23 protein-coding genes are annotated in these 23,799 nt (G+C 64.7%); 20 read left to right on the top strand and 3 right to left on the bottom strand.

Going from position 1 to position 23,799, the window contains the following annotated elements; genetic code table 11:
• Positions 1 to 97 precede the first annotated feature (97 nt).
• The 8 genes from TZ00_RS00290 (at position 98) to TZ00_RS00255 (ending at position 8,808) form a co-directional block, all read left to right on the top strand.
• Entirely contained in the window at positions 98 to 862 is a 765-nt protein-coding gene (locus TZ00_RS00290) for a YebC/PmpR family DNA-binding transcriptional regulator (protein ID WP_044438420.1), read from the top strand.
• Between the two features lie 13 nt (positions 863 to 875).
• Positions 876 to 1,466, top strand: a complete 591-nt coding sequence (gene ruvC, locus TZ00_RS00285; protein WP_044438418.1) for a crossover junction endodeoxyribonuclease RuvC — start codon at positions 876 to 878, stop codon at positions 1,464 to 1,466.
• Positions 1,463 to 2,080, top strand: coding sequence for a Holliday junction branch migration protein RuvA (gene ruvA / locus TZ00_RS00280; protein WP_044438417.1), 618 nt, complete (start codon positions 1,463 to 1,465; stop codon positions 2,078 to 2,080). Before ruvC ends, ruvA begins: the two co-directional genes overlap by 4 nt.
• Positions 2,081 to 2,097: 17 nt before the next feature.
• On the top strand, positions 2,098 to 3,129 hold the full coding sequence (ruvB, locus tag TZ00_RS00275) for a Holliday junction branch migration DNA helicase RuvB (protein WP_044439203.1): 1,032 nt from the start codon (positions 2,098 to 2,100) through the stop codon (positions 3,127 to 3,129).
• A 90-nt stretch (positions 3,130 to 3,219) separates the two neighbouring features.
• Positions 3,220 to 3,666 (top strand): preprotein translocase subunit YajC, encoded by a 447-nt coding sequence (yajC, locus tag TZ00_RS00270; RefSeq protein ID WP_044438415.1) that lies wholly within the window; start codon positions 3,220 to 3,222, stop codon positions 3,664 to 3,666.
• A gap of 85 nt (positions 3,667 to 3,751) precedes the next feature.
• On the top strand, positions 3,752 to 5,467 hold the full coding sequence (gene secD / locus TZ00_RS00265) for a protein translocase subunit SecD (protein WP_044438412.1): 1,716 nt from the start codon (positions 3,752 to 3,754) through the stop codon (positions 5,465 to 5,467).
• Complete coding sequence (gene secF / locus TZ00_RS00260) at positions 5,467 to 6,498, top strand: protein translocase subunit SecF (protein ID WP_044438411.1); 1,032 nt, start codon at positions 5,467 to 5,469, stop codon at positions 6,496 to 6,498. The genes secD and secF overlap by 1 nt, the downstream gene beginning before the upstream one ends.
• A gap of 57 nt (positions 6,499 to 6,555) precedes the next feature.
• Positions 6,556 to 8,808, top strand: a complete 2,253-nt coding sequence (locus TZ00_RS00255; protein WP_044438409.1) for a RelA/SpoT family protein — start codon at positions 6,556 to 6,558, stop codon at positions 8,806 to 8,808.
• Positions 8,809 to 8,835: 27 nt separating this feature from the next.
• Here the strand turns inward: TZ00_RS00255 and TZ00_RS00250 are convergent, their stop codons facing one another.
• From TZ00_RS00250 to TZ00_RS00240, 3 genes are all read right to left on the bottom strand, one after another.
• Positions 8,836 to 9,393, bottom strand: a complete 558-nt coding sequence (locus TZ00_RS00250; RefSeq protein WP_052521168.1) for a type IV toxin-antitoxin system AbiEi family antitoxin — start codon at positions 9,391 to 9,393, stop codon at positions 8,836 to 8,838.
• A gap of 78 nt (positions 9,394 to 9,471) precedes the next feature.
• Positions 9,472 to 10,701, bottom strand: a complete 1,230-nt coding sequence (locus tag TZ00_RS00245) for a DUF349 domain-containing protein (RefSeq protein WP_044439199.1) — start codon at positions 10,699 to 10,701, stop codon at positions 9,472 to 9,474.
• A 64-nt stretch (positions 10,702 to 10,765) separates the two neighbouring features.
• Complete coding sequence (locus TZ00_RS00240; RefSeq protein WP_044438407.1) at positions 10,766 to 11,566, bottom strand: peptidylprolyl isomerase; 801 nt, start codon at positions 11,564 to 11,566, stop codon at positions 10,766 to 10,768.
• Positions 11,567 to 11,726: 160 nt separating this feature from the next.
• Between TZ00_RS00240 and TZ00_RS00235 the strand changes: the two genes are divergently transcribed.
• The 12 genes from TZ00_RS00235 to aroB all read left to right on the top strand — a co-directional run bounded on the left by TZ00_RS00235 (position 11,727) and on the right by aroB (position 23,764).
• A complete protein-coding gene (locus TZ00_RS00235; protein ID WP_084605823.1) occupies positions 11,727 to 13,085 on the top strand; it encodes a replication-associated recombination protein A in 1,359 nt (452 codons plus the stop codon).
• 277 nt (positions 13,086 to 13,362) lie between these two features.
• The gene (rpsD, locus tag TZ00_RS00230; protein WP_044439195.1) at positions 13,363 to 13,992 is read left to right on the top strand and encodes a 30S ribosomal protein S4; all 630 of its coding nucleotides are present in this window, start codon (positions 13,363 to 13,365) and stop codon (positions 13,990 to 13,992) included.
• 111 nt (positions 13,993 to 14,103) lie between these two features.
• Entirely contained in the window at positions 14,104 to 14,490 is a 387-nt protein-coding gene (locus tag TZ00_RS00225) for a DUF948 domain-containing protein (protein WP_044438406.1), read from the top strand.
• A gap of 7 nt (positions 14,491 to 14,497) precedes the next feature.
• A complete protein-coding gene (locus tag TZ00_RS00220; RefSeq protein WP_044438405.1) occupies positions 14,498 to 15,268 on the top strand; it encodes a hypothetical protein in 771 nt (256 codons plus the stop codon).
• Positions 15,269 to 15,311: 43 nt separating this feature from the next.
• Positions 15,312 to 15,530: a hypothetical protein gene (locus TZ00_RS00215; RefSeq protein WP_044438403.1), complete on the top strand. Its 219-nt coding sequence runs from the start codon at positions 15,312 to 15,314 to the stop codon at positions 15,528 to 15,530.
• 67 nt (positions 15,531 to 15,597) lie between these two features.
• Positions 15,598 to 18,255: an alanine--tRNA ligase gene (gene alaS, locus TZ00_RS00210; protein ID WP_044439193.1), complete on the top strand. Its 2,658-nt coding sequence runs from the start codon at positions 15,598 to 15,600 to the stop codon at positions 18,253 to 18,255.
• A gap of 4 nt (positions 18,256 to 18,259) precedes the next feature.
• Positions 18,260 to 18,751 (top strand): Holliday junction resolvase RuvX, encoded by a 492-nt coding sequence (ruvX, locus tag TZ00_RS00205; protein WP_174436050.1) that lies wholly within the window; start codon positions 18,260 to 18,262, stop codon positions 18,749 to 18,751.
• Positions 18,748 to 19,932: an endolytic transglycosylase MltG gene (gene mltG, locus TZ00_RS00200; protein WP_238579523.1), complete on the top strand. Its 1,185-nt coding sequence runs from the start codon at positions 18,748 to 18,750 to the stop codon at positions 19,930 to 19,932. The genes ruvX and mltG overlap by 4 nt, the downstream gene beginning before the upstream one ends.
• A 6-nt stretch (positions 19,933 to 19,938) precedes the next feature.
• The gene (locus tag TZ00_RS00195) at positions 19,939 to 20,832 is read left to right on the top strand and encodes a shikimate dehydrogenase (protein WP_238579522.1); all 894 of its coding nucleotides are present in this window, start codon (positions 19,939 to 19,941) and stop codon (positions 20,830 to 20,832) included.
• A 124-nt stretch (positions 20,833 to 20,956) separates the two neighbouring features.
• Positions 20,957 to 22,162 (top strand): chorismate synthase, encoded by a 1,206-nt coding sequence (gene aroC / locus TZ00_RS00190; RefSeq protein ID WP_044438400.1) that lies wholly within the window; start codon positions 20,957 to 20,959, stop codon positions 22,160 to 22,162.
• Positions 22,163 to 22,175: 13 nt separating this feature from the next.
• Positions 22,176 to 22,682, top strand: coding sequence for a shikimate kinase (locus tag TZ00_RS00185; RefSeq protein ID WP_044438398.1), 507 nt, complete (start codon positions 22,176 to 22,178; stop codon positions 22,680 to 22,682).
• Positions 22,679 to 23,764 (top strand): 3-dehydroquinate synthase, encoded by a 1,086-nt coding sequence (gene aroB / locus TZ00_RS00180; protein ID WP_044438397.1) that lies wholly within the window; start codon positions 22,679 to 22,681, stop codon positions 23,762 to 23,764. Before TZ00_RS00185 ends, aroB begins: the two co-directional genes overlap by 4 nt.
• Positions 23,765 to 23,799: the final 35 nt, after the last annotated feature.

The following is a 23,799-nucleotide window of genomic DNA, read 5'->3' as shown; positions in this document are numbered from 1 at the left end:
GCGAGCACGCCCGGTTTGGGCGGCGGTTCTCCGAGGCAGAACACGCCGCTCACTTAGACTGAACGTTGATCGAACAGAGTACGCAGGGAGCAGAACAGTGTCCGGGCATTCCAAGTGGGCAACCACCAAGCACCAAAAAGCCGTCAAAGACCAGCGCCGAGCAAAGTCGTTCGCGAAGCTGATCAAGAACATCGAGGTGGCAGCCAAGATCGGCGGTGCCGACCTGAACGGCAACCCGACCCTCGTCGATGCCATCCAAAAGGCCAAGAAGACCTCAGTTCCCATCGACAACATCAACCGCGCGGTCAAGCGTGGAGCGGGGCTCACTGGCGAGTCGGTCGACTATCAGACGATCATGTACGAGGGATACGGTCCCAACGGAGTCGCGCTGCTGATCGAGTGCCTCACCGAGAACCGCAACCGCGCTGCGGCCGAGGTGCGCACCGCCATGAGCCGCAACGGCGGCGCCATGGCCGACCCAGGAAGCGTCGCATACAACTTCGCCCGTAAGGGCGTCATCGCCGTGCCCCACGCCGACGGCCTCACCGAAGACGACGTTCTTCTCGCTGTGCTCGAAGCCGGCGCAGAAGAGGTCATCGATCACGGCGCCCAGTACGAGATCGTCACCGATCCCAGCGAACTCGTGGCCAACCGCGAGGCGCTGCAGACCGCGGGCATCGAGTACGACTCGGCCGACGTCGAGTTCGTCGCATCGCTGAAGGTCGACGTCGACGCCGAAGGCGCCCGCAAGGTCTTCAAGCTCATCGATGCGCTAGAAGACAGCGACGACGTGCAGAACGTCTACAGCAACGTCGATCTGAGCGACGAGGTCCGCGCCGAACTCGACACCGACGAGGAGTAGGGCCGACCCCGACGTGCGTGTTCTCGGAATCGATCCAGGGCTCACACGCTGCGGTGTCGGTGTCGTCGATGTCACCGCAAACAGGGTCGCGACGCTCGTCGCGGTCACCGTGGTGCGCACCCCGCCGACGATGGAGCTCGACCAGCGACTTCTGGGAGTTGCGCTCGGTCTCGACGAACTCATCGACGAGCATCGCCCCGAGAGCATTGCGATCGAGCGCGTTTTCGCACAGCACAACGTGAGCACCGTGATGGGCACAGCTCAGGTCAGCGGCATCGCCCTTCTCGCGGCGGCGCGGCACGGCATCCCGGTCAGCCTGCACACTCCGACAGAGGTCAAGGCGTCGATCACCGGGTACGGGCAGGCAGAGAAGAAACAGGTGGGAACGATGGTCGCCAAGATCCTCGGCCTCTCCGAGATTCCGAAGCCCGCCGACGCCGCCGACGCCCTGGCCCTCGCCATCTGCCACGCGTGGCGTTCGCCCGCCACGTCGAGCGCCCGCGCATCCCGCGACTCGGCATCCGAATCTGGAATGACCCGCGCCCAGCAGGCGTGGCGCGCCGCAGAGAAAGCGGCGGGCACTGCCCGTAGGCTTACACGGTGATTTCTGCCCTTCGAGGAACCGTCCTCCGCGTGAGCGGCTCGTCCGCCGTCATCGAAGTCGGGGGAGTGGGATTCGACGTGACGCTGACTCCTGCCCACACCCTGTCTCTGCGGGTCGGGCACGAAGCATCCGTCGTCACCAGCCTCATCGTGCGCGAGGATTCACTCTCGCTGTTCGGCTTCGTCGACCACGACTCGCTCGACCTTTTCACGCTTCTCACGGGTGTGACGGGGGTCGGCCCCAAGTCGGCCATGGGCGTGCTCGCCGAGCTCTCTCCTTCACAGATCGCCATCGCCGTCGCCCAAGAAGACGACGCCGTGTTCCGCAAGGTGTCGGGAATCGGGCCGAAGACCGCCAAGCTCATCGTTCTCTCTCTGGCGGGCAAGGTCGCCGTCTACGCTGCCGCCCCGGCGGCCACGAAAGAGATCACGGGCACGGTTCGCGACGACGTGCTTGCGGCTCTGATCGGACTTGGATGGAATGAGAAGGCGGCCGAGGCCGGTCTGGATGCCGTGCTCCTGCACGCCTCAGACAACGAGACGGCGTCGGTTCAGGCTTTGCTGCGGCTGGCCCTCACCGAACTCGGCCCTCGTAATCCGGGCGGCTCGCGATGACGCCCTCCGATTCCGCGATGTCTCGTGACGCCAGCCCGATCGTGAACCCCGAACCGCTCTCCGAGGGCGAAATCGCCTTCGAGGGCGCACTCCGGCCAAAGAGCCTCGCCGAGTTCGTCGGTCAGGCCCGGGTGCGGGGCCAGCTGCAGCTCCTGATCGAGGCGGCCGGCATTCAGAATCGCACCCCCGATCACATTCTGCTCGCGGGCCCACCCGGCCTCGGCAAGACCACGCTCGCCATGATCGTCGCGCACGAGAGCGATCGGCCGCTCAGACTCACGAGCGGTCCGGCTATCCAGCACGCCGGCGATCTCGCGGCCGTCCTGTCATCGCTGGTGCCGGGCGAGGTGCTCTTCGTCGACGAGATCCACCGCATGGCACGAACGGCAGAAGAGATGCTGTACCTGGCCATGGAGGATTTCCGCATCGACATCATGGTCGGCAAGGGAGCCGGTGCCACATCCATCCCTCTGGATCTGGCGCCGTTCACCCTGGTCGGAGCGACCACGCGATCAGGGCTTCTACCGAACCCGCTTCGCGACCGTTTCGGCTTCACGGCGCACCTCGAGTTCTATTCGACAGACGAACTCGTGCACGTGCTCCGCCGCGCCGCAGCGCTCATCGAGCTGTCGATCGACGAGGCCGCGCTCGTAGAGATCGCTCAGCGGTCACGAGGGACACCGCGCATCGCCAACCGCCTTCTGCGCCGCGTGCGCGACTACGCCCTCGTGCACGGAGGACGCGCGAGCACGTCGATCGTCGACGCGGCCCTCGAGCTCTACGACGTCGACGTGCTGGGGCTGGACCGACTCGATCGGGCCGTGATGAACATCCTGATCACTCGCTTCAACGGCGGTCCCGTCGGCCTCAGCACCCTTGCCGTTTCGGTGGGAGAGGAGGCTGAGACGATCGAGAGCGTCGTCGAGCCCTTCCTCGTGCGAGTGGGCCTCATCACGCGCACTCCACGTGGTCGAGTCGCGACTCCTGCGGGATGGCGGCACATGGGAATCAGCCGCTCGTCCGACTCTCTGTTCGACGATGACCTATAATTCACTGTGGCCCATAGGCCCGCCATCAGGCGGCGTCACTAGTATGAAGCCGACAATCACCCCCCCATTGCTGGAAGGCACGACTTTTTCATGGTTCTTGATCCCCTCACCATCGGCATGCTGGCGGTACTGGCCATCCTCGTGTTCTTCATGTTCCGCAACAGCCGCAAGCGCCAGCGTGAAGCTGCAGAGCTGCAGCAGAAGGTGCAGGTCGGCGCCGACGTTATGACGAACTTCGGCGTCTTCGGAACGATCCTCGACATCGACGAGGAGAACAACAAGGTGCAGCTCGAGACGTCGCCCGGCACCGTACTCACCGTGCACCGTCAGGTCGTCACGCGGGTCATCGACGACCACGATGCCGATGTCTCGAACGACGAAGGCGACACCGATACCGAAGCATCGGCCGCTGAGCCAGCCTTCGGCGCGTCAACTACCGAGCCCGCCTTCGGCGAACGTATCGAAGAGACTGCTCCCGACTCGAAGCCCACGACTTCGGGCCCCACGGCCTCGAAGACCGACAAAGTCGACGAGTAACCTCCCTCTTTTCCAACCCCTCGCGCACAACACACGCCGGGCCGCTCTGGCCTCGGACGTGCGCTAAAGAAAGCTGAGTTCGCCGGTGGCATCAACTCTTTCCGCGGTCAAGCAGGCGTGGCGAACGCTCATCTGGCTCGTCGTAGTTCTCGCAGTGCTCGCCGGGACCATCGCGGGAGGCGTGCTGTTCGGCGCCCCCGGCGCCGGTTGGGGACTCAAACTCGGTCTCGACCTCGAGGGCGGAACGCAGATCATTCTGGCGCCGAAGCTCGAGAGTGGCCAGCAGGTCAACGACGAGCAGCTTTCGCAGGCCGTGTCGATCATCAGGCAGCGGGTCGATGCCTCGGGTGTGTCCGAGGCCGAGATCAGCACCCAAGGCGGACAGAACATCGTCGTCTCGATTCCGGGAACGCCCGATCAGGACACGTTGAACCGCATCGAATCATCGGCCAAGCTCGAGTTCCGGCCCGTTCTGGTCGCCGACTCAGCCCCGACCGCCGCCGTCACTCCGACGGCGACGCCTGCTGAGGGCCTCTCAGACACCCCCACTGTCGCACCGACGAACGCGAGCGATCTGAATTGGATCACGCCGGCCCTTCAGGACCAGTTCACCAACTTCAGCTGCGACTCCGACGGAGCGAAGGACGCCGGACAGGCGCCCGCCGACAAGCCATTGTTGGCGTGCGACGAGACTGGCGCAGCCAAGTACATCCTCGGCCCGGTCGAAGTGACAGGCGAGATGATCTCCGACGCGACGAGCGGTGTCGCCCAGACGCAGACCGGAGCTTCGACGGGCCAGTGGGTCGTCAACATCGTCTTCAACGACGAAGGCACCTCGAAGTTCGCAGATGTCACCACTCGCCTCAACGCGCTCAAGGGCAGCCAGAATCAGTTCGCCATCGTGCTCGACGGCAAGGTCATCTCGGCACCGACGACCAACGCCGTCATCACCGATGGCCGCCCCCAGATCTCGGGCTCGTTCACCCAGGATTCCGCGAAGACCCTCGCTGACAACCTGAAGTTCGGCGCGCTGCCCATCGGCTTCACCGTGCAGAGCAACGACTCCGTCTCGGCGACCCTCGGGTCGTCACAGCTCCTCAGCGGGCTCATCGCCGGTCTGATCGGGCTGATCCTCGTGGTCATCTACTCGCTCTTCCAGTACCGCGCACTCGGCCTCGTCACAGTCGCCTCGCTCGTGGTCGCCGGCGTCATGACCTATCTCGTGATCGCCCTGATGTCGTGGCGCATCGACTTCCGCCTCTCACTAGCCGGGGTGGCGGGTCTCATCGTGGCGATCGGATTCACGGCCGACTCGTTCATCGTCTACTTCGAGCGAATCAGAGACGAACTCCGCGACGGCAAGGGGCTCGCATCAGCGGTCGAGGCAGGATGGCGCCGCGCCAAGCGCACCATCTACGCGGCCAAGGCGGTCAACCTGCTTTCTGCTGTCGTGCTGTACGTGCTCGCCGTCGGAAACGTGCGCGGCTTCGCACTCACCCTCGGCGTCACGACCGTCATCGACGTGCTCGTCGTGATTCTCTTCACTCACCCCGTGCTGCGACTTCTTGCGTCGACCAAGTTCTTCTCGAGCGGGCACAAGGCATCCGGTCTCGACCCGACAGCGCTCGGAGCGATCTATCGCGGACGCGCCGAGTTCCGCAAGCCGGTCGACTCGATCGCGGCCAAGAAGGCAGGCGCCGGGCGCGAGGCAGAACGTCGGCAGACCATCGCGGAGCGCAAGGCGGCCCAGCTCACGGCTGATAAACCCGCCGATACCAAGAAAGACGGGAAGGATTCCTGATGGCCAGTTTCGCGCAGTTCGGAAATGACCTCTACACAGGCAAGCGATCCTTCGACTTCATCAAGCACCGCCGCATCTGGTATTCCATCGCCATCGTGCTCATGATCGCGTCCGTCGCTATCCCGCTCGTCAAGGGCGGGTTCAACTTCGGCATCGAGTTCCGCGGCGGTTCGCAGTTCGTGGTGAGCGACGTTGCCAACACGCCGCAGTCCGCTGCTGAAGACGCCGTCGCCTCCGTCGTGCCTCAGGCCGTCGCCCGCGTCTCGACGCTGGGCGCTTCCGGTGTGCGCGTGCAGACCGATCAGCTGACGACTGCGGAGACCAACGAGGTCCGCACCGCACTCGCCGCGGCCTACAAGGTTCCCGAGACGGAGATCACGGCCTCGTTCATCGGCGCATCGTGGGGATCCGACGTGACCGGTCAGGCGATCCGAGGTCTCGTCGTCTTCCTGATCCTCGCCGGCATCGCCATGGCGATCTATTTCCGCACCTGGAAGATGTCAGCCGCCGCGATGCTCGCGCTTCTGCACGACCTCGTGCTCACCGCCGGCGTATACGCCGCGACGGGGTTCGAGATCACTCCCGCAGCTGTGATCGGTTTCCTCACCATCCTCGGGTACTCGCTGTACGACACCGTGGTCGTGTTCGACAAGGTTCGTGAGAACACCGCGCGCCTCGGTAAGGATTCGCATCTCACCTTCGGCGAGGCTGTGAACCTGGCAGTGAATCAGACGCTTGTACGCTCCATCAACACGGCTGTGGTCGCGGCATTGCCGGTGGCCGCGATTCTTTTCATCGGTGCCTTCGTTCTGGGCGCAGACACGCTGCGCGACATCTCCCTGGCTCTTCTGGTGGGAATCCTGGTCGGAACCTACTCCACGATCTTCGTCGCGGCCCCCCTCTACGCTCAGTTGCGCGAGCGCGAGCCGAAGATTGCGAAGCAGAACGAGCGGACCCTGGCCGAGCGCGCACGTGCCTCGTCCACTGCTCGGCCGACGGATGCCGTGGTGAAAGGTCAGCCCACGGCGTAACGTCCTGGTTCTCGACAGGGTCTGGCACGGGGGATAATTGACAGTGGAGGCCCCACTATGACGGACAGCACAACGACGTCGAATGCGAGCCTGCGCCGTCTCGTTCCCCGCATCTTCTCGCGAGCCCAGCCGACGGGTGCCGTCGATGCGCTGATCCGCACGGTGCGCCTGAATCATCCCAAGGCCGATCTCACTGTCATCGAGCGGGCGTACGCCGTCGCAGAGAAAGCGCACGACGGTCAGAAGCGGCGTAGCGGCGAGCCGTACATCACGCACCCTGTCGCCGTCGCGCAGATTCTGGCAGACCTCGGCATCGGATCGAAGACCGTGGCCGCAGCACTGCTTCATGACACCGTCGAAGACACGGAGTACTCGCTCGATCAGCTGCGCGTCGACTTCGGCGATGAGGTCGCCATGCTCGTCGACGGCGTGACCAAGCTCGACAAGGTCAAGTACGGCGACAGCGCGCAGGCCGAGACGGTGCGCAAGATGATCGTCGCGATGTCGCGAGACATCCGCGTTCTGATCATCAAGCTCGCCGACCGTCTGCACAACGCACGCACGTGGGGATTCGTGCCCGCGGCATCCGCTGAGCGCAAAGCCAAAGAGACGCTCGAGATCTACGCGCCCCTGGCCCACCGACTGGGAATCCAGACCATCAAGTGGGAGCTCGAAGACCTGAGTTTCGCCGTGCTGTATCCCAAGCTCTACGTCGAGATCGAGAACCTCGTGCGCCAGCGCACACCTCAGCGTGAGGCCTACGTTCAGCAGGTCATCGACTCTGTCAACGACGACCTCAAGAGCTCGAAGATCCGGGGAAAGGTTGTCGGCCGCCCGAAGCAGTACTACTCGATCTATCAGAAGATGATTCTGCGCGGTCGCGATTTCGATGAGATCTACGACCTCGTCGGAATCAGGGTTCTCGTGAACTCGCTTCGCGACTGCTATGCCGTCCTCGGTTCTATCCACGCTCGGTGGAATCCTATTCCCGGGCGCTTCAAGGACTACATCGCGACGCCGAAATTCAACCTCTACCAGTCGCTCCACACGACGGTCATCGGGCCCGACGGGCGCGCCGTCGAGATCCAGATCCGCACGCACGAGATGCACCGTCAGGCCGAGTACGGTGTCGCGGCCCACTGGAAGTACAAGGAGCGGATGAACGGCGGGCGCACAGCTCAGGTCGACCAGACCGCCGACAACGACATGGCGTGGCTCGCCCGCATTTCAGACTGGCAAGCAGAGACGGTCGACCCGGGGGAGTTCCTCGACTCGCTGCGCTTCGAGATCGGCGCCAAGGAGGTCTACGTCTTCACGCCGAAGGGCAAGGTCATCGGCCTTCCCGCGGGCGCGACACCGGTTGACTTCGCGTATGCGGTTCACACTGAGGTGGGGCACCGCACAATGGGTGCCAAGGTCAACGGCCGCCTCGTTCCGCTCGAGTCGACACTCAACAGCGGTGACTCCGTCGAGGTCTTCACCTCGAAGAATCCCGACTCCGGGCCCAGCCAGGACTGGCTCGCCTTTGTGCAGAGCCCTCGTGCCCGCAACAAGATCCGACAGTGGTTCACAAAGGAGCGACGCGACGAGGCGATCGAGCAGGGCAAAGATGCCATCGCTCGTGCCATGCGTAAGCAGAACCTGCCCTTGCAGAAGCTTATGAGCCAGGATTCCTTCGCCGAAGTCGCCTCTCAAATGAGATACGACAGTGTGTCGGGACTCTACGCGGCCGTCGGCGAAGGCCATGTGTCCACCCAGTCCGTGATCGAGAAGGTGCTTGCCGGCCTGCAGAATGAGGCCATCAGCGAGGATTCCGATCTCGACGTCGTGGTGCACGGACGTCGTAGAAGCAAGCTGAGCGACTCCGGTGTGCTCGTCAGGGGTGCCCCCGACATTCTGGTGAAGCTGGCGAAGTGCTGCACTCCAGTGCCCGGCGACAAGATCGTGGGCTTCGTCACCCGCGGATCCGGTGTGTCGGTGCATCAGGCCGACTGCCACAACGTCGCTTCGCTGCTCAACGAGCCTGAGCGCATGATCGACGTGGAGTGGGCCCCGTCGTCGAAGAGTCTTTTCCTCGTGCAGATCCAGGTCGAGGCGCTCGACCGCTCAGGGCTGCTCTCCGATGTGACTCGCGTGCTGTCCGAGCACCACGTGAACATTCTCTCGGCCACAGTCAACACATCGAGCGACCGTCTCGCCATCAGCCGATTCGTCTTCGAGATGGGTGACACCACACACCTCGATCGTGTGCTCAATGCCGTGCGCCGCATCGACGCCGTATACGACGTGTACCGGGTCAGCGACGGCTGATCAGGCCGTCTTGCGGGTTGTCTTGCTTCACCGTGCCATCGCCTCGATGAGCAAGGCATCGGTGATGCGATGAAGGGCGCGCGCCTTATGGGGCAGATTGCGTACGGTGTCGAGGTAGGACCGGCACTCGGGCAGGCCTGACGAGGCTAAGAGCTTCGCGATCACGGGGGAGTCTCTCGAGGCCTCGAATGCTCGATCGCGAGCGAGGTCGACGGCAGTTCGCAGGGGAGTGGTTATCTCGATGCCGTCGATCATCATCGTGTCGCCTGGTCTCAGCGCAACCTCGCGCACCACGGCGAGGTGGCGGGAGGCACTCGACCTGTTGGCGTATCGCACGGCGATCGTGTGCACGCGAGGAGGCGTGGACAGCGCCCCGTGCACCCACGCTGCGCTGTGACGTTCGATGATGGTGCGACGAGCCATGACCGGATGGACGGCGAGCGCCCGAACAGCGGGAGTCTGCGGCACATCGGCGAAGGCGAACGCCGACGACGACAGCGGCACCAGTTCTCCGTCGCGACAGGCCGCCCACAATTCGCTCAACGGCAAGTCGTCTTCGGTGAGAACGGATTCGAGGCGCGTCATACGCCCAGTGTGACGACCGCACGACCGCACAAGCAGTCCCGCGGCAGATCTGTGGAGAACTCGAGACCGGGCGGCGTGTTAGCCCAGCGCGTCGAGCCAGACCTTGCGGGCGTCGAGAGACTCCTGCAGTTCTTTCGCCTTGCGGGTGTCTCCAGCCGCTGTTGCCGCAGCGATCTCTCCTTCGAGCTTCTCGATGGCATCGTGCAGCTGGCCGGCAAGGCCTTCGGCTCGTGCCTTCTTCTCTGGGTTGTTGCGCTGCCAGAAGTCCTCGTCGAGCTTGCGCACCGCCGCCTCGACCTTGCGAAGACGATCCTCGATTGGCTTCACCTGATCGCGGGGCACCTTGCCGATCTCGTCCCACCGGCGTTGGATGCCCGTGAGAAGTTCCTTGGCGCGCGTGCGGTCGGTCTCGGCCAGCAGAGGCTCCGCCTCGGTCAGAAGTGCGAGCTTCAGCTGCAGGTTTCCGGCGAACTCCTCGTCGTCTTTTGCGACGATCTCGCTGCGTGCGCCGTAGAGCACATCGCCCGCAGCCTTGAACTTCTCCCACAGGGAGTCGTCGTAGCGCTTGCCCGCCCGGCCGGCCTTCTTCCATTCGTCGAGGAGGTCGCGATAGGCGTTGACGCCGTCTGCCCCCTTCTCTGCCAGGGCCTCGGCCGCGGCGACGAGCTGCTGCTTCTTGGTGCGCGCATCACGGTGGGCGTTGTCTAGCTCGGAGAAGAACGCCTTGCGGTGCTGTTCGATGATCGTGCGCGCGTCGCGGAATCGCTTCCACAGTTCGTTGGCCTCGGCGCGGGGAAGACGTGGGCCCTCCTGCTGATGCTTCTGCCAGCGGGCGAACAACGATTCGAGCGTGCCGGTCACCTGCTTCCACTGAGCCTTGGCCGGATCTTCGGCGGCCAGAGCTTCGATCTCGGTGACGATCGCGGTGCGGTACTCGATGGCTTCGGCCAACTGGGCCTTGGCTTCGGCCGATTGCTGCTCGTTCAGGGCGCCGAGCGTCTCGGTAAGGGCTGCGAGACGAGTCGAGAGAGCCTCGAGGTTGCCAAGGGCGTTCGCGCTCGACACGGCCTCGCTGAGAGCCTTGACGGCCTTGCCGATATCGGCAGCCGACGCACCCCGCTTGGCGCGCTGCTCGAGCAGCGTCACCTGGCCGGCCAGATCGTTGTACTTGCGTTCGAAGTACCCGAGGGCCTCCTCGGCCGTGCCATCGGGATACTGCCCGATTACACGCTCGCCGGACGCCTCGCGAAGATAGACCGTTCCGGTCTCATCTACGCGTCCAAATGGATGCTCAGCACTACTGGTCACGAAATTCACCCTGTCGACGTTGTTCGGAATGCGCTATTCAACCCTATTGCACGGGGGCAGGAGGTTACTGAACCGCGATAGAGCCGATGGTAACGGGAATCGCCGGCTTGCCGTCGGCCGAACCGTCGGCCGTGCCCGAGTCGACGACCCCGGCCTTCAGCGCATCGAGCCCGCTCGTGACCTTTCCGAGCACCGTGTAGCCGCCCGCGGCATCCGACGGGATCGTGGTGTCTTCGTAGACAATGAAGAACTGGCTTCCCATACTGGAACCGTTGCCGCCCTGGCGTGCCATCGCGATGGTTCCGGCCGGGTACACGTCGCCCTCCGGCGCGTTCTCGATGGGACCGAAGCTGTAGCCGGGGCCACCCGAACCGTCGCCGTTCGGATCGCCGCACTGGAGCACGCCGAAGCCGGGGGAGGTGGTGAGTCTGTGGCAGGTGAGACCGTTGTAGAAGCCCTTCTGGGCCAGGGTCACGAAGTTGGCCACGCCCTGGGGAGCCGCGGCGCCGTCGAGGGAGATCCCCAGAGGGATGTCGTTCACGGTCATCTCTCCGGTCCATGCACGGCCCTCGGCGACGGCGGGGTCGGGCACGTCGGCCGAGTTCGGCGTCGATGTCGGTGCGGGCGTGTCGGTGGATGCCGCGGTCGAGCTGGGCGACGGTGTGGGCGTTCCCGGACCGCCGGAGAAGTAGAAGACCTGCACGACGACGGCAGCGGCGATGACGACGATGGCCACGAGCACGGCCACCACGTTGTCGCGACGGCGTCGGGCGATCTTCGAGGCGTGCATCGTCTGCCGCGCCTGGTAGTCGCGCAGACGCTGGCGCGCAGCGCGAGCTTCTCTGTCCTGATTCCTCGGTGCCACGGATCCTCCATCACCCGACAGATCGGGCGAACACTCGTTTATGGGTTCGACGGGATCTCATCGCACGCGTGAATCCCTCCTGAACTTTACGGGCCACAGGGCATCGTTCCCAACCCGGCGTTCCGAGACCGGTGTCGGATGCTGCCGGTAGCCTTGATCGATGGTCACCTCTCAGCCCGGTCTGCATAGCGGATCGGTTCCCCTCGCCGTGCGCATGCGCCCCCGCTCGCTCGACGAGGTGGCCGGGCAGAAGCATCTGTTGCGCCCGGGATCGCCCCTCGTGAACCTCGCGTCAGACACCGAGGGAACGCAGGGCTCGGTCTCCGTCATCCTTTGGGGGCCTCCGGGCACCGGCAAGACCACGCTCGCCCAGGCGATCGCGCACAGTTCCGGGCGCAAGTTCGTCGAACTGTCGGCGGTGACCGCCGGAGTCAAAGATGTGCGGCAGGTCATGGAGGAGGCGTTCCGCAGCCGCGATCTCTACGGGCTGTCGACAGTGCTGTTCCTCGACGAGATCCACCGTTTCACGAAGGCCCAGCAAGACGCCCTTCTTCCTGGAGTCGAGAACGGGTGGGTCATTCTGGTCGCAGCGACAACAGAGAATCCGTCGTTCTCCGTCATCTCGCCGCTCCTCTCCCGGTCGCTGCTCCTTACCCTCGAGCAGCTCAGCGACGACGATCTCGGCGTCGTTGTCGATCGTGCCGTTTCGGATGCCCGCGGTCTCGCCGGCCGCGTCCGTCTCGATCCCGACGCGCGCTCGGCCATCGTGCGTCTCGCATCCGGCGACGCGCGTCGTGCGCTCACGGCACTCGAGGCCTCCGCTGGCTCGATCCTCGCGTCATCAGGTTCTAAAACTTCAGGTTCTAAAACTTCCGACGAACCTCCACTCATCACCGAAGAGACCGTCGCGCAGGCCGTCGACCGCGCCCTTCTTCGCTACGACCGCAATGGCGACGAGCACTACGACGTCATCAGCGCCTTCATCAAATCGATCCGCGGGTCAGACGTCGATGCATCGGTGCACTATCTCGCCCGCATGATCGAGGCCGGCGAAGATCCGCGCTTTATATGTCGCCGACTCATCGTCTCTGCCTCTGAAGACATCGGCATGGCAGACCCCCAGGCGCTCGTCGTGGCAGTGGCAGCGGCCGACGCCGTTCAGTTCATCGGCATGCCCGAGGGCCGCATTCCCCTGGCGGAGGCCACCGTCTATCTGGCCACCGCACCAAAATCGAACGCGTCGTATCTGGCGATCGACCAGGCCATCGGCGACATCAGGGCCGGAAAGTTCGGACGCGTGCCGAAGCATCTTCGCGACGCGCACTACCCGGGCGCGAAAAGGCTGGGCCACGGCAAGGGCTATAGATATCCGCACGATGACGACAGGGGAGTGCTCACCCAGCAATACCTACCGGAGGAACTGGGCCGCACCGAGTACTACCGGCCCACAGAGCATGGCAACGAGCGAGACGTGTCGGCACGATTGGCCAAGATCAGGCAGATCATCCGAGGCCAATAGAAAGGCGGCCCCTCTTTGTTCCCTGTATCTGCAAGACCATGAGCGACTGTGGTAGTGTCGATACGCCTGTTCCGGGTGGCTTTCGTGCGGCTGCGAATCCATTCAGTGAAGACGGTCGTGTTCTGTAGCCGAACCGACCTTGGCACAATCCCCTCATTTTCCTCCGCCGACGAGGCTGATCTTCACGGGTCGAGTCTCAGATCGCGGTGAGTTCTCCGCGCGTGCAGACACTCTGTTCGCGCCTCATCCAGCACGACGATTCACTGAAAGGATGTACATGTCTACCAAGTCACGTACACGCAGCAAGACCCGCCTCTCGCGAGCCCTCGGCATCGCCCTGACCCCGAAGGCCGCCCGGTACCTCGAGAAGCGTCCCTACGCTCCGGGTGAGCACGGCCGCACCAAGCGCAAGACCGACTCCGACTACGCCGTGCGTCTGCGGGAGAAGCAGCGTCTGCGCGCCCAGTACGGAATCCGTGAAGCTCAGCTGAAGATCATCTTCGAAGAGGCTCGTCGCGCCAAGGGCCTGACCGGTGAGAACCTCGTCGAGCTCCTCGAGATGCGTCTCGACGCCCTCGTCGTGCGTTCGGGTCTGGCCCGCACCACCGCGCAGGCTCGCCAGCTCGTCGTGCACCGTCACATCCTCGTCGACGGCCAGCTCGTCGACCGTCCCTCCTTCCGTGTGAAGCCGGGACAGCTCATCCACGTCAAGCCCAAGAGCGAGGGAACCGAGCCGTTCCAGGTCGCCGCCGCCGGCGGACACCTCGACGTGCTCCCCAAGGTTCCGGGTTACCTCGAGGTCGAGATCGACAAGCTGCAGGCCCGCCTGCTCCGTCGCCCGCTGCGCGCAGAGGTCCCCGTGACCTGCGAAGTGCAGCTCGTCGTCGAGTACTACGCCGCACGCTGATTCATCGCGTGCCCATTGGGTACGCTGAGGGCGGGTCACCGATTGTTCGGTGCCCCGCCCTTTTTCATTGCGATGGATGCCCATGGCCGGCATCTGCTAAGGAGCTCACTCATGTCAGGTGGAGATATCGCCGGGCTCATCGCGGCCGGAGTCTTCGCGATACTCGTGGCGTTCCTCGCGCTGCCGCTCATCAAGCTGGGCGGCGTCTTTGACGAGACGCGTGCCGCGATCAAAGAGCTGAGTGACAATGTCACCCCCATCCTCGAGGAATCGACAGTGACGATTCAGGAGGCGAACAAGCAGATCGCCCGCGTGGACACGATCACGAAGAACGTGGCCGAGGTGACCGGAAACGTCACCAGCCTGGTCGCACTCTTCGCCGCGTCGGTCGGCGGACCCTTGATCAAGATCGCGGGATTCAGTGCCGCCGTGAGGGCGGGCATTCTGAGCTTCCGGGGCCCCAAGGAGCCGTCGTCGCGCCGGCGCCGGTCGAAGTAGTCGGCCCGTGGAGTTCTTTCTGATCGTTCTCGCCATCGGATTCGCCGTAGGCCTGTTCTTCATCGTGCGCTCCACGGTGCGCTACATCCGCTATACCGATGCCTCCTCCGACCCGGATGTGGGGGTGAACCCCCAGGCCGACTACATATTCGGGCGCGTGGGAGCCCAGGGCACTCCTGCCGAGACCGGTCCCGTTCCGACCGTCGTCGACGCTCCGTTCAGCGACGCAGGGGCGCCGTCGATCGCGGCTATGCAAGTCGGAATGGTCTTCGGCAATCCCGGCGGTCGGCATCCCGTCACCCGCTACGACATTCCGGATGGGCTGCGCCTCACGCTGCCGGAGCTTCTGCAAGGCCTGCGTCGTGATCTCGTGGATGGCGACGAAGCATGCAGTATCGTCGCCGCAGGCAAGGCGGGTTCCAGCGACGCGCGCCTCGATTCCGCCGCGCGGGTTGCCGCGCTGCGTGACGACATCGGCGCGCTCGAGGGTGTCCTCACCGAGAGCGCAGGCGGCGACCCGGACGACGCCGTGCTCGACCAGGTGTGGATCTACGTGGTGCTGAACCGCATCGCCGTATCGTGGGAGAGCTACGCCGCTCCTCGCGACGTGCTGGCGGCATCCGTTCGTCAATTCGAGTGGCTCGACGCCGAGCTGTCGGCGTGGCTGACGATTCTCGACGACGAGACCGACGACTCCACGCTCGACGCCGTGTGGCGACGACGGCTCGACGATGACGTGTCCAGGCGGGCAACGGCCCTCGCCGTACGCGCCGACTAAACTTGACCTCATCCAACCCCATTCGCGTCTCGAGGAGAGAACAATGAAGAAAATCCTGTGGCTCGTTCTCGGAATCGCCGTCGGGTTCGTTGTCGCCCACCAGGTGAACCAGACCGCTGAGGGCAAGAAGTTCTTCTCCGATCTCGACAAGCGCACCAAGGGGTTCACCGAGTCCATCGTCGACGGATACCGCGAGCGGGAGTCCGAGCTCCGCGCCGTGCTCTCCGACACCGGCGACGCCCTCACCTCGAACGGCCGATAACACTTTTCACCTTCGCGTCGTGGGCTGCGATCGATCGCAGTCCGACGCGCCGAATGCAACGGACCTCATGAACACCGCCGATATCCGCCAACGCTGGCTCACCTTCTTCGCCGACAAGGGACACACGGTTGTTCCGAGCGCATCGCTCGTCAGCGACGACCCGACCCTGCTCTTCACTGTCGCGGGCATGGTGCCGTTCATTCCGTATCTCACGGGGTTGGTGCCGCCGCCGTACCCGCGGGCGACGAGCGTGCAAAAGTGCATCCGCACCCTCGACATCGAAGAGGTCGGCAAGACCACTCGCCACGGCACGTTCTTCCAGATGAACGGCAACTTCTCGTTCGGCGACTACTTCAAGGAGCAGGCGATCCGCTACGCGTGGGAGCTGCTCGTGACGCCGGAGGCCGACGGAGGTCTCGGCTTCGAAGAAAAAGATCTCTGGGTCACCGTCTACGAAGACGACGACGAGGCCATCGATTACTGGAAGAAGACGGCGGGCCTGCCCGACGAACGCATCCAGCGACTCGGCATGGACTCGAACTACTGGTCCACCGGCCAGCCCGGTCCCGCCGGTCCCTGCTCGGAGATCTTCTTCGATCGCGGCCCCGCCTACGGACGCGAAGGCGGACCGGCGGCCGATGACGACCGCTACATCGAGATCTGGAATCTCGTCTTTATGCAGTACCTGCGCGGCGAGGGCACCGGCAAGAACGACTTCGAGATTCTCGGCGATCTGCCCAGCCGCAATATCGACACGGGCATGGGCCTCGAGCGTGTCGCGTTCCTCAAGCAGGGCGTCGAGAACCTCTACGAGATCGACCAGGTGCGACCCGTGCTCGACACGGCGTCGCTGATCTCAGGCCGCCGCTACGGCGCCGATCACGAAGACGACATTCGGATGCGCGTGGTCGCCGACCACGTTCGAAGCGCGTTGATGCTGATGTCCGATGGCGTGACGCCATCGAACGAGGGCGGGGGATACATCCTGCGTCGTCTGCTGCGCCGCTCGGTGCGCTCCATGCGTCTCCTCGGTGTGGACACGGCCGTCTTTCCCGACCTCTTCCCGGCATCCCGCGACGCCATGAAGGCTGCCTACCCCGAGGTGGAGACCGACTTCGACCGCATCTCGCGCACCGCGTATGCAGAGGAGGAGTCGTTTCTGCGCACCCTCAGCGGCGGAATCAACATCCTCGACCTCGCGGTGAACTCCGCGAAGGACAAGGGCGCGAAGACGCTCGCAGGCGACACGGCCTTCCAGCTTCATGACACCTACGGATTCCCGATCGACCTGACCATGGAGATGGCCGAGGAGGCCGGACTCGCCGTCGACCGCGTGGCGTTCGAGTCGCTGATGAGCGAGCAGAAGCAGCGCGCGAAGGCCGACTCGAAGGCGAAGAAGCTCGGCATCACCGACCTGGGCGTCTACAGCCAGTTCCGTGCCATAGGCGAGACCACTTTCCTCGGCTACGACGAGCTCGTCACCGAATCGAAGATCCTCGGTCTCATCATCGACGGACAGTCGGTGACGAGCGCCGTCGCCGGCGAGACCCTGGAGGTCATCCTCGCGGAAACGACTCTGTACGCCGAGTCGGGTGGACAAGAAGCAGACTCCGGAATTATTCGAGGCGACGGCTTTGAGCTCGAGGTGCTCGACGTGCAGAAGCCCGTCAAGGGGCTTATCAGCCACCGGGTGCACGTCTCGAGCGGCCAGGTCTCGGTCGACGACGCGGCGACCACCGTGGTAGACCCCGAATGGCGCCGCGGCGCCACCCAGGCGCACTCGGGCACACACCTCGTGCACGCGGCACTCCGACAGACTCTCGGGCCGCAGGCTCACCAGTCGGGCTCGTACAACAAGGCCGGCTATCTTCGTCTCGACTTCTCGTGGAACCAGCCTCTCTCGGTGGAGACGCGCTCCGAGATCGAAGAGATCTCGAATCTCGCGATCCGCAGCGACCTCGAGGTGGTCACCCGAGAGCTTCCCCTCGACGAGGCCAAGGCGCTCGGAGCCATGGCTCTGTTCGGCGAGAAGTACGGCGACGTCGTGCGCGTCGTCGACATCGGCGGCCCATGGTCGCGTGAACTCTGTGCTGGAACGCACGTGAGGCACAGTTCCGAGATCGGCATGATCAACATCCTTGGTGAATCGTCAATCGGCTCGACCAACCGCCGAGTGGAGTCGCTGGTCGGAATCGAGGCATTCCGTCAGTTCGCGGCCGAGCGCAGCATTGTGACGCAATTGGCGACCACTCTCAAGGCTCCGCGCGAAGACGTGCCCGCACGCATCCAGGATCTCGTCGCGAACCTCAAGGCAGCCGAAAAGAAGCTCGCCGCCTACGAGGCGAGCGCGCTGAGCGCCCGGGTTCCGTCGCTGGTCGAGACCGCGCGCACAGTCGGCGAGCTCCGCCTCGTTGCCGCTGACGCGGGGGCACTCTCCTCATCTGATGATCTGCGGGCCCTGGTCACCGGGGTCCGAGAGCGGCTCGGATCTGCTCCGGCTGTCGTGGCACTCGCCGCAGTCGTCGCCGAGAAGCCTGTCGTCATCGTCGCGACGAATGACGCGGCTCGCGCCCTCGGCCATCGGGCCGGGGTTCTCGCCAAGCAGGCCGCATCCATTCTCGGCGGCGGCGGCGGCGGAAAAGATGACCTGGCGCAGGGTGGCGGCACGAACGCGGCGGCCATCGACAGCGCCCTCACGGCGGTGTCGCAGACGGTTCAGGGCTGACCGAGTGAGGTCGGGCGTGCGCCTCGGCGTCGACGTGGGCAAGGCCCGTATCGGCGTCGCGCGCAGCGATTTCCACGGAATGCTGGCGACACCGCTCGAGACGGTCGCACGGTCTGCCGGCGAGGGTACAGCAGACATCGACCGGCTGACGGTTCTGTGCGACGAGCTCGACTGTGCCGAGATCGTCGTCGGCCTTCCGCTGTCTCTGTCGGGAGGCACAACGCCCTCGACAGACGATGCGATCGCGTTTGCGGGCAGAATCGCCGCGGCAACGGGCAGGCCCGTGCGAATGATCGATGAGAGGCTCACGACGGTGTCAGCGCAGGCGGCACTGCACACCTCCGGCCGTGCTGTGAAAGGCTCGCGCCCCGTGATCGACCAGATCGCCGCGGTTATACTTTTGCAGCATGCCCTCGATTCGGAGGCGTCCACGGGAAACCCGCCCGGGATCGCCGCATCCGAGTTGGGACCCGATCCACAGGGGGATTTACCGTGACTGACCGTCAGCCACCAGAAGACCACCCGTTCTCCGAGTTCCTGCGCGAGCCCGCTTCGACGCCGAAGCCCGCGGCCCAGCCGCGGTCACGCAGAGAGCGGCGCGAGACGCACGGCACGGTTCAGCACTCGACGAAGCCTCCGCGGCGGCGGCGTGTGCTGACCGGCGTGATCGTGACTGTCATCATTCTCGGCCTCATCGGCGGCGGCGGCGCCTTCGTCTATTCGACGTTCGAGCCCCAGATCACCGCCATGCTGACACCGCAATCTACCGACGACTACAGCGGCGACGGCTCGGGCGAAGTCATGGTGAAGATCGCCGACGGCGAGTTCGGCGATGCCATCGGTGTGAAACTGCAGGAGGCCGGCGTCGTCAAGAGTTCCGACACCTTCTATTCGCTGCTGCTCAAAGAGGATCCGCAGCCCGTCTTCCAGACCGGCACGTTCAAACTCGCCCAGAAGATGAGCTCCAAGTCAGCGCTCGCTGCACTGCTCGACCCGGCGAACAAGGTCGACTACACCGTGACGATCCCTGAGGGGAAGACGGCGTCGGGCATCTACCAGTCGCTCGCCGATGTGACCGGGATATCGTTCGACGACTTCAAAGCCGCAGGAGCGGACTTCGTATCGCTTGGTGTGCCCGCCGAGGCGCCGAGCATCGAGGGGTTCCTGTTTCCCGCAACCTACGAGTTCCAGCCTGGGCAGACCGCCGCCGAGATGCTCAAGACGATGGTTGATCGCACCTATCAGGCCCTCGACGCCGCGGGCGTTCCCGTCGATCAGCGCTTTCACGTGCTGACCCTCGCAGGACTCATTCAGAGCGAGTCCGGAAGCAAGGACGACATGTACAAGGTGTCGCGGGTGTTTCAGAATCGCATCGCCCAGGGCATGAATCTTCAATCGGACGCCACCGTTCGTTATGGCGCCGGCGGCGGGGAAGTCGACACGACAGAGGCGGAACGAGAAGACGCGTCGAACCCCTACAACACGTATGCGAATCCAGGTCTGCCGGTCGGCCCGATCTCGAACCCGGGCGACGACGCCATCGATGCGGCTCTGCACCCGGCCGACGGAGAATGGCTCTACTTCGTGACCGTGAATCTCGACACCGGAGAAACGATCTTCTCTGTCACCCAAGAGGAGCACGATGAAGCCGTCCAGCAGTATCAGGCCAACCACTAGAAGACGATGACCCACTCGAGCATGCCCGCTGCATCGACGAGGCGCCTGGCCGTTCTCGGCTCGCCGATCGCGCATTCCCTTTCGCCACGCCTGCACGATGCCGCCTACGCCGTACTCGGGCTCGACTGGCGTTACGACGCCGTCGACGTTTCCGAAAACGACCTGGCCCCGTTCGTGGAGGAGCGGAGTGACGAGTGGCTCGGACTGTCGCTGACGATGCCGCTGAAGCACAGCATCGGACCCCTGCTCGATCACCGCGACGAGTTGAGTGTTCTCACCGGATCGACGAACACGGTGCTTTTCAGTCGCGCCGGAGGAGAACGACGACTCGACGGTTTCAACACCGACGTCGGCGGCATCGTGCGCGCGCTCGCCGAAAAATCGATCTCGACCGCTCGTCACGTCGCCATTCTCGGCGCAGGGGCGACAGCCGCATCCGCCATCGTGGCCGCGGCTCAGCTCGGGGCCGAGCACGTGACCATTCTCGCGCGAAGTCCGGAGAAGGCCGAAGGACTCCGACAGATCGCGCACACCGCGGGCACATCGGTCGCGATTCTTCCGCTCACCGCCTCGTCGTTCGATGTCATCGACGCTTCGCTGGTGATCTCGACGCTGCCAGGCACCGCTGAGCCCGCCGTGCTGCTCCGCGCCAGCACGCTTCCCGCCCGATCCGACCTGCTCGACGTGGCGTATCACCCGTGGCCCAGCGCGCTCGGCACGATCTGGACAGCGTCCGATCGCACGGTCGTATCGGGCCTGCGTATGCTCATCCACCAGGCGCTTCTCCAGATCCGCATCTTCGTGAACGCAGACCCGGCCCTGCCTCTGCCCGATGAGTCAACCGTGCTGGCAGCCATGGAGTCGTCTGTCTCAGACCCCGACGTGCCGCGGGCGCGATAGCTTCCGCCGAAGGCCGAAGGCGATCTATGGGAGGATCGAACGTCGGCTGTCCACACGCCGACACGTCTGCCAGCCGGTCACCGGCCGCCGGCGACCGTCCTGCCGCCTGAAGGAATCGCTTTATATGCTTCGTTGGATCACCGCCGGAGAATCGCACGGCCCCGAACTCATCGCCACCATCGAGGGGCTGCCCGCGGGTGTTCCCGTGCTGATGGACGACATCCGCGCCGACCTCGCGCGCCGCAAGCTCGGCTACGGTCGTGGCGCCCGCATGAAGTTCGAACAAGACGAACTCACGATCTCCGCCGGTGTCCGGCACGGATTCTCGCTCGGCAGCCCTGTCGCGATCCGCATCGGCAACACCGAGTGGCCGAAGTGGGTCGAGGTCATGAGCCCCGAGCCGGTCGATGCCGAGCAGGCGGGTCGCGGTCGCGGAGCGCCGCTGACGCGTCCACGCCCCGGCCACGCCGATCTGGTGGGCATGCAGAAGTATGGATTCGACGAGGCCCGGCCCGTTCTCGAGCGTGCGAGCGCGCGTGAGACGGCAGCACGAGTTGCCCTGGGCGCGGTGGCGAGGAGCTTTCTCTCGGAACTCGGAATCTCTCTGGTCAGTCACACACTGTCGATCGGCCCCGTGCGCGTTCCCGAGGCGAGCCCGCTGCCCCTGCCACGCGATGTCGCCGCACTCGACGCCGATCCTCTTCGCTGCTTCGACGAGACGACCAGCGCGTTGATGGTGGCAGAGGTCGATGCGGCGCACAAAGACGGTGACACCCTCGGTGGCGTCGTCGAGGTGCTGGCCTACGGCGTTCCATCCGGTCTCGGGTCCTACGTGCATTGGGACAGGCGTCTCGACTCGGCGTTGGCTGCCGCGCTGATGGGCATTCAAGCCATCAAGGGCGTCGAGGTCGGCGATGGGTTCCTCACCACGACGCGACGAGGATCGGACGCCCACGACGAACTCGTGCAGTCGGACGGCCGGATCGCACGTCTCAGCGACAAGGCCGGCGGCACCGAAGGAGGAATGAGCACAGGAACAGTCCTCCGCGTACGCGCGGGAATGAAGCCGATCGCGACGATTCCCCACGCCCTCCGCACCGTCGACGTCGCCACAGGCGAGGCTGCGGCAGCCCATCACCAACGTTCCGACGTCTGTGCGGTTCCCGCGGCCGGCGTCGTCGCCGAGGCCATGGTGGCGCTCGTTCTCGCAAACTCCGTGCTCGAGAAGTTCGGTGGAGACTCGGTGTCCGAAACCAAGCGGAACCTCGAGTCGTACCTGGCGCACATCCCCGAGCGTCTCGCATCCGCCGGCATCGACGGCACCGACTAAGGCCAGCTCAACCATGCTCCTCGTGCTGATCGGCGCGCCGGCCGCCGGAAAGTCGCGGATCGGCAAGAAGCTCGCCCGCACGCTGGGCGTGCCGTTCGTCGACACCGACACCGAGATCGTGCGACAGCACGGTCCGATTTCCGATCTGTTCGCCACCCACGGAGAAGCCCACTTCAGAACGCTCGAGCGCGTCGCCGTCGAGCATGCGCTGACAGGAACAGGCGTGGTCGCCTTCGGCGGGGGAGCGGTCCTCGACCCGCGGACCCAGAGCGATATCGCATCGCTGCCGGTAGTCCTGCTGACCGTCGACCCCTCGGCCGTCGCTGGTCGACTGGCAAACGGCAAGCGTCCCCTCATCTCATCGATCGAGTCGTGGCAGGCTCTCGTCGATTCACGCCGAGAGCTCTACGAATCCCTCGCGGACTTCTCCATCGACACGTCGCACCGCCCCACGGAGGTCATCGCGACCGAGATCGCTCAGTGGGCGCGTGCACGCCGACCCCAGAAAGACACGCTATGACAGACAGCACACCCGTCACCCGGATCCCCGTCTCGGGAACCGACCCATACGACGTTGTGATCGGGCGGGGGCTCGTCGACGATCTCTCCGAGTTCCTCGGCCAGGGCGTACGCAAGGTTCTGATCGTGCACGCTCCCACGCTCGCGGCGAAGGCCGCCGCGATGAGAGAGAGCCTGCTCGGTCGTTACGAGGTGCTTCTCGCCGAGGTTCCGGATGCCGAACAGGCGAAGCGCGTGGAGGTCGCGGCGTTCTGTTGGCAGGTCATGGGCCAGTCGGACTTCACGAGATCCGACGCCGTCATCGGCTTCGGCGGGGGAGCGATCACTGATCTCGCTGGATTCGTTGCCGCTACCTGGCTGCGCGGTGTGCGTCTGGTGCAGGTGCCGACCTCCGTTCTCGGCCTCGTCGACGCCGCTGTCGGCGGAAAGAACGGAATCAACACGGCCGAGGGCAAGAACCTCGTCGGCACGTTCTATGCACCGAGCGCCGTCGTCGGCGATCTAGACACGTTCGACACCCTTCCACGAAACGAGATTCTCGCCGGCTTCGCCGAGATCGTGAAGGCCGGATTCATCTCGGAGCCGGAGATCCTCGACATCGTCGAGGCCGACGTCGACCGCGCCACGGATCCGTCGACTCCCGAGTTCAGGCGGGTCGTCGAGCTCTCGATCGCGATGAAGGCCCGTGTCGTGGGCGAGGACTTCACCGAGCAGGGTCTCCGTGAGGTTCTGAACTACGGCCACACTCTGGGGCACGCGATAGAACACGCAGAGCGCTATCAATGGAGGCACGGCGCCGCGATTTCCGTAGGCATGGTCTTCGCCGCGGAGCTGGGGCGACTCACCGGATCGCTGTCGGACGAGGTCGTCGAACGTCATCGACGCATCCTGACCTCGCTGACTCTGCCCGTCAGCTACCCGGTCGGTCGGTGGCAGACCCTGCTGGCGACCATGCAGCGCGACAAGAAGGCACGCGCGGGAATGCTCCGTTTCATCGTTCTCGACGACCTCGCGAAGCCGTCGGTTCTCGCCGGCCCGGAGACGTCGCTTCTCTTCGCGGCCTACCAGGAGATCGGTTCCTGACAGAGGCTGTGCAGGAGGGGAGCGACGTTCTGGGG

Source organism: Agreia bicolorata (assembly GCF_000938265.1).
Classification (GTDB): Bacteria; Actinomycetota; Actinomycetes; order Actinomycetales; family Microbacteriaceae; genus Agreia; species Agreia bicolorata.
The sequence above is the reverse complement of the archived record's forward strand: the minus strand, read 5'-3'. Positions and strand labels throughout refer to the sequence as shown.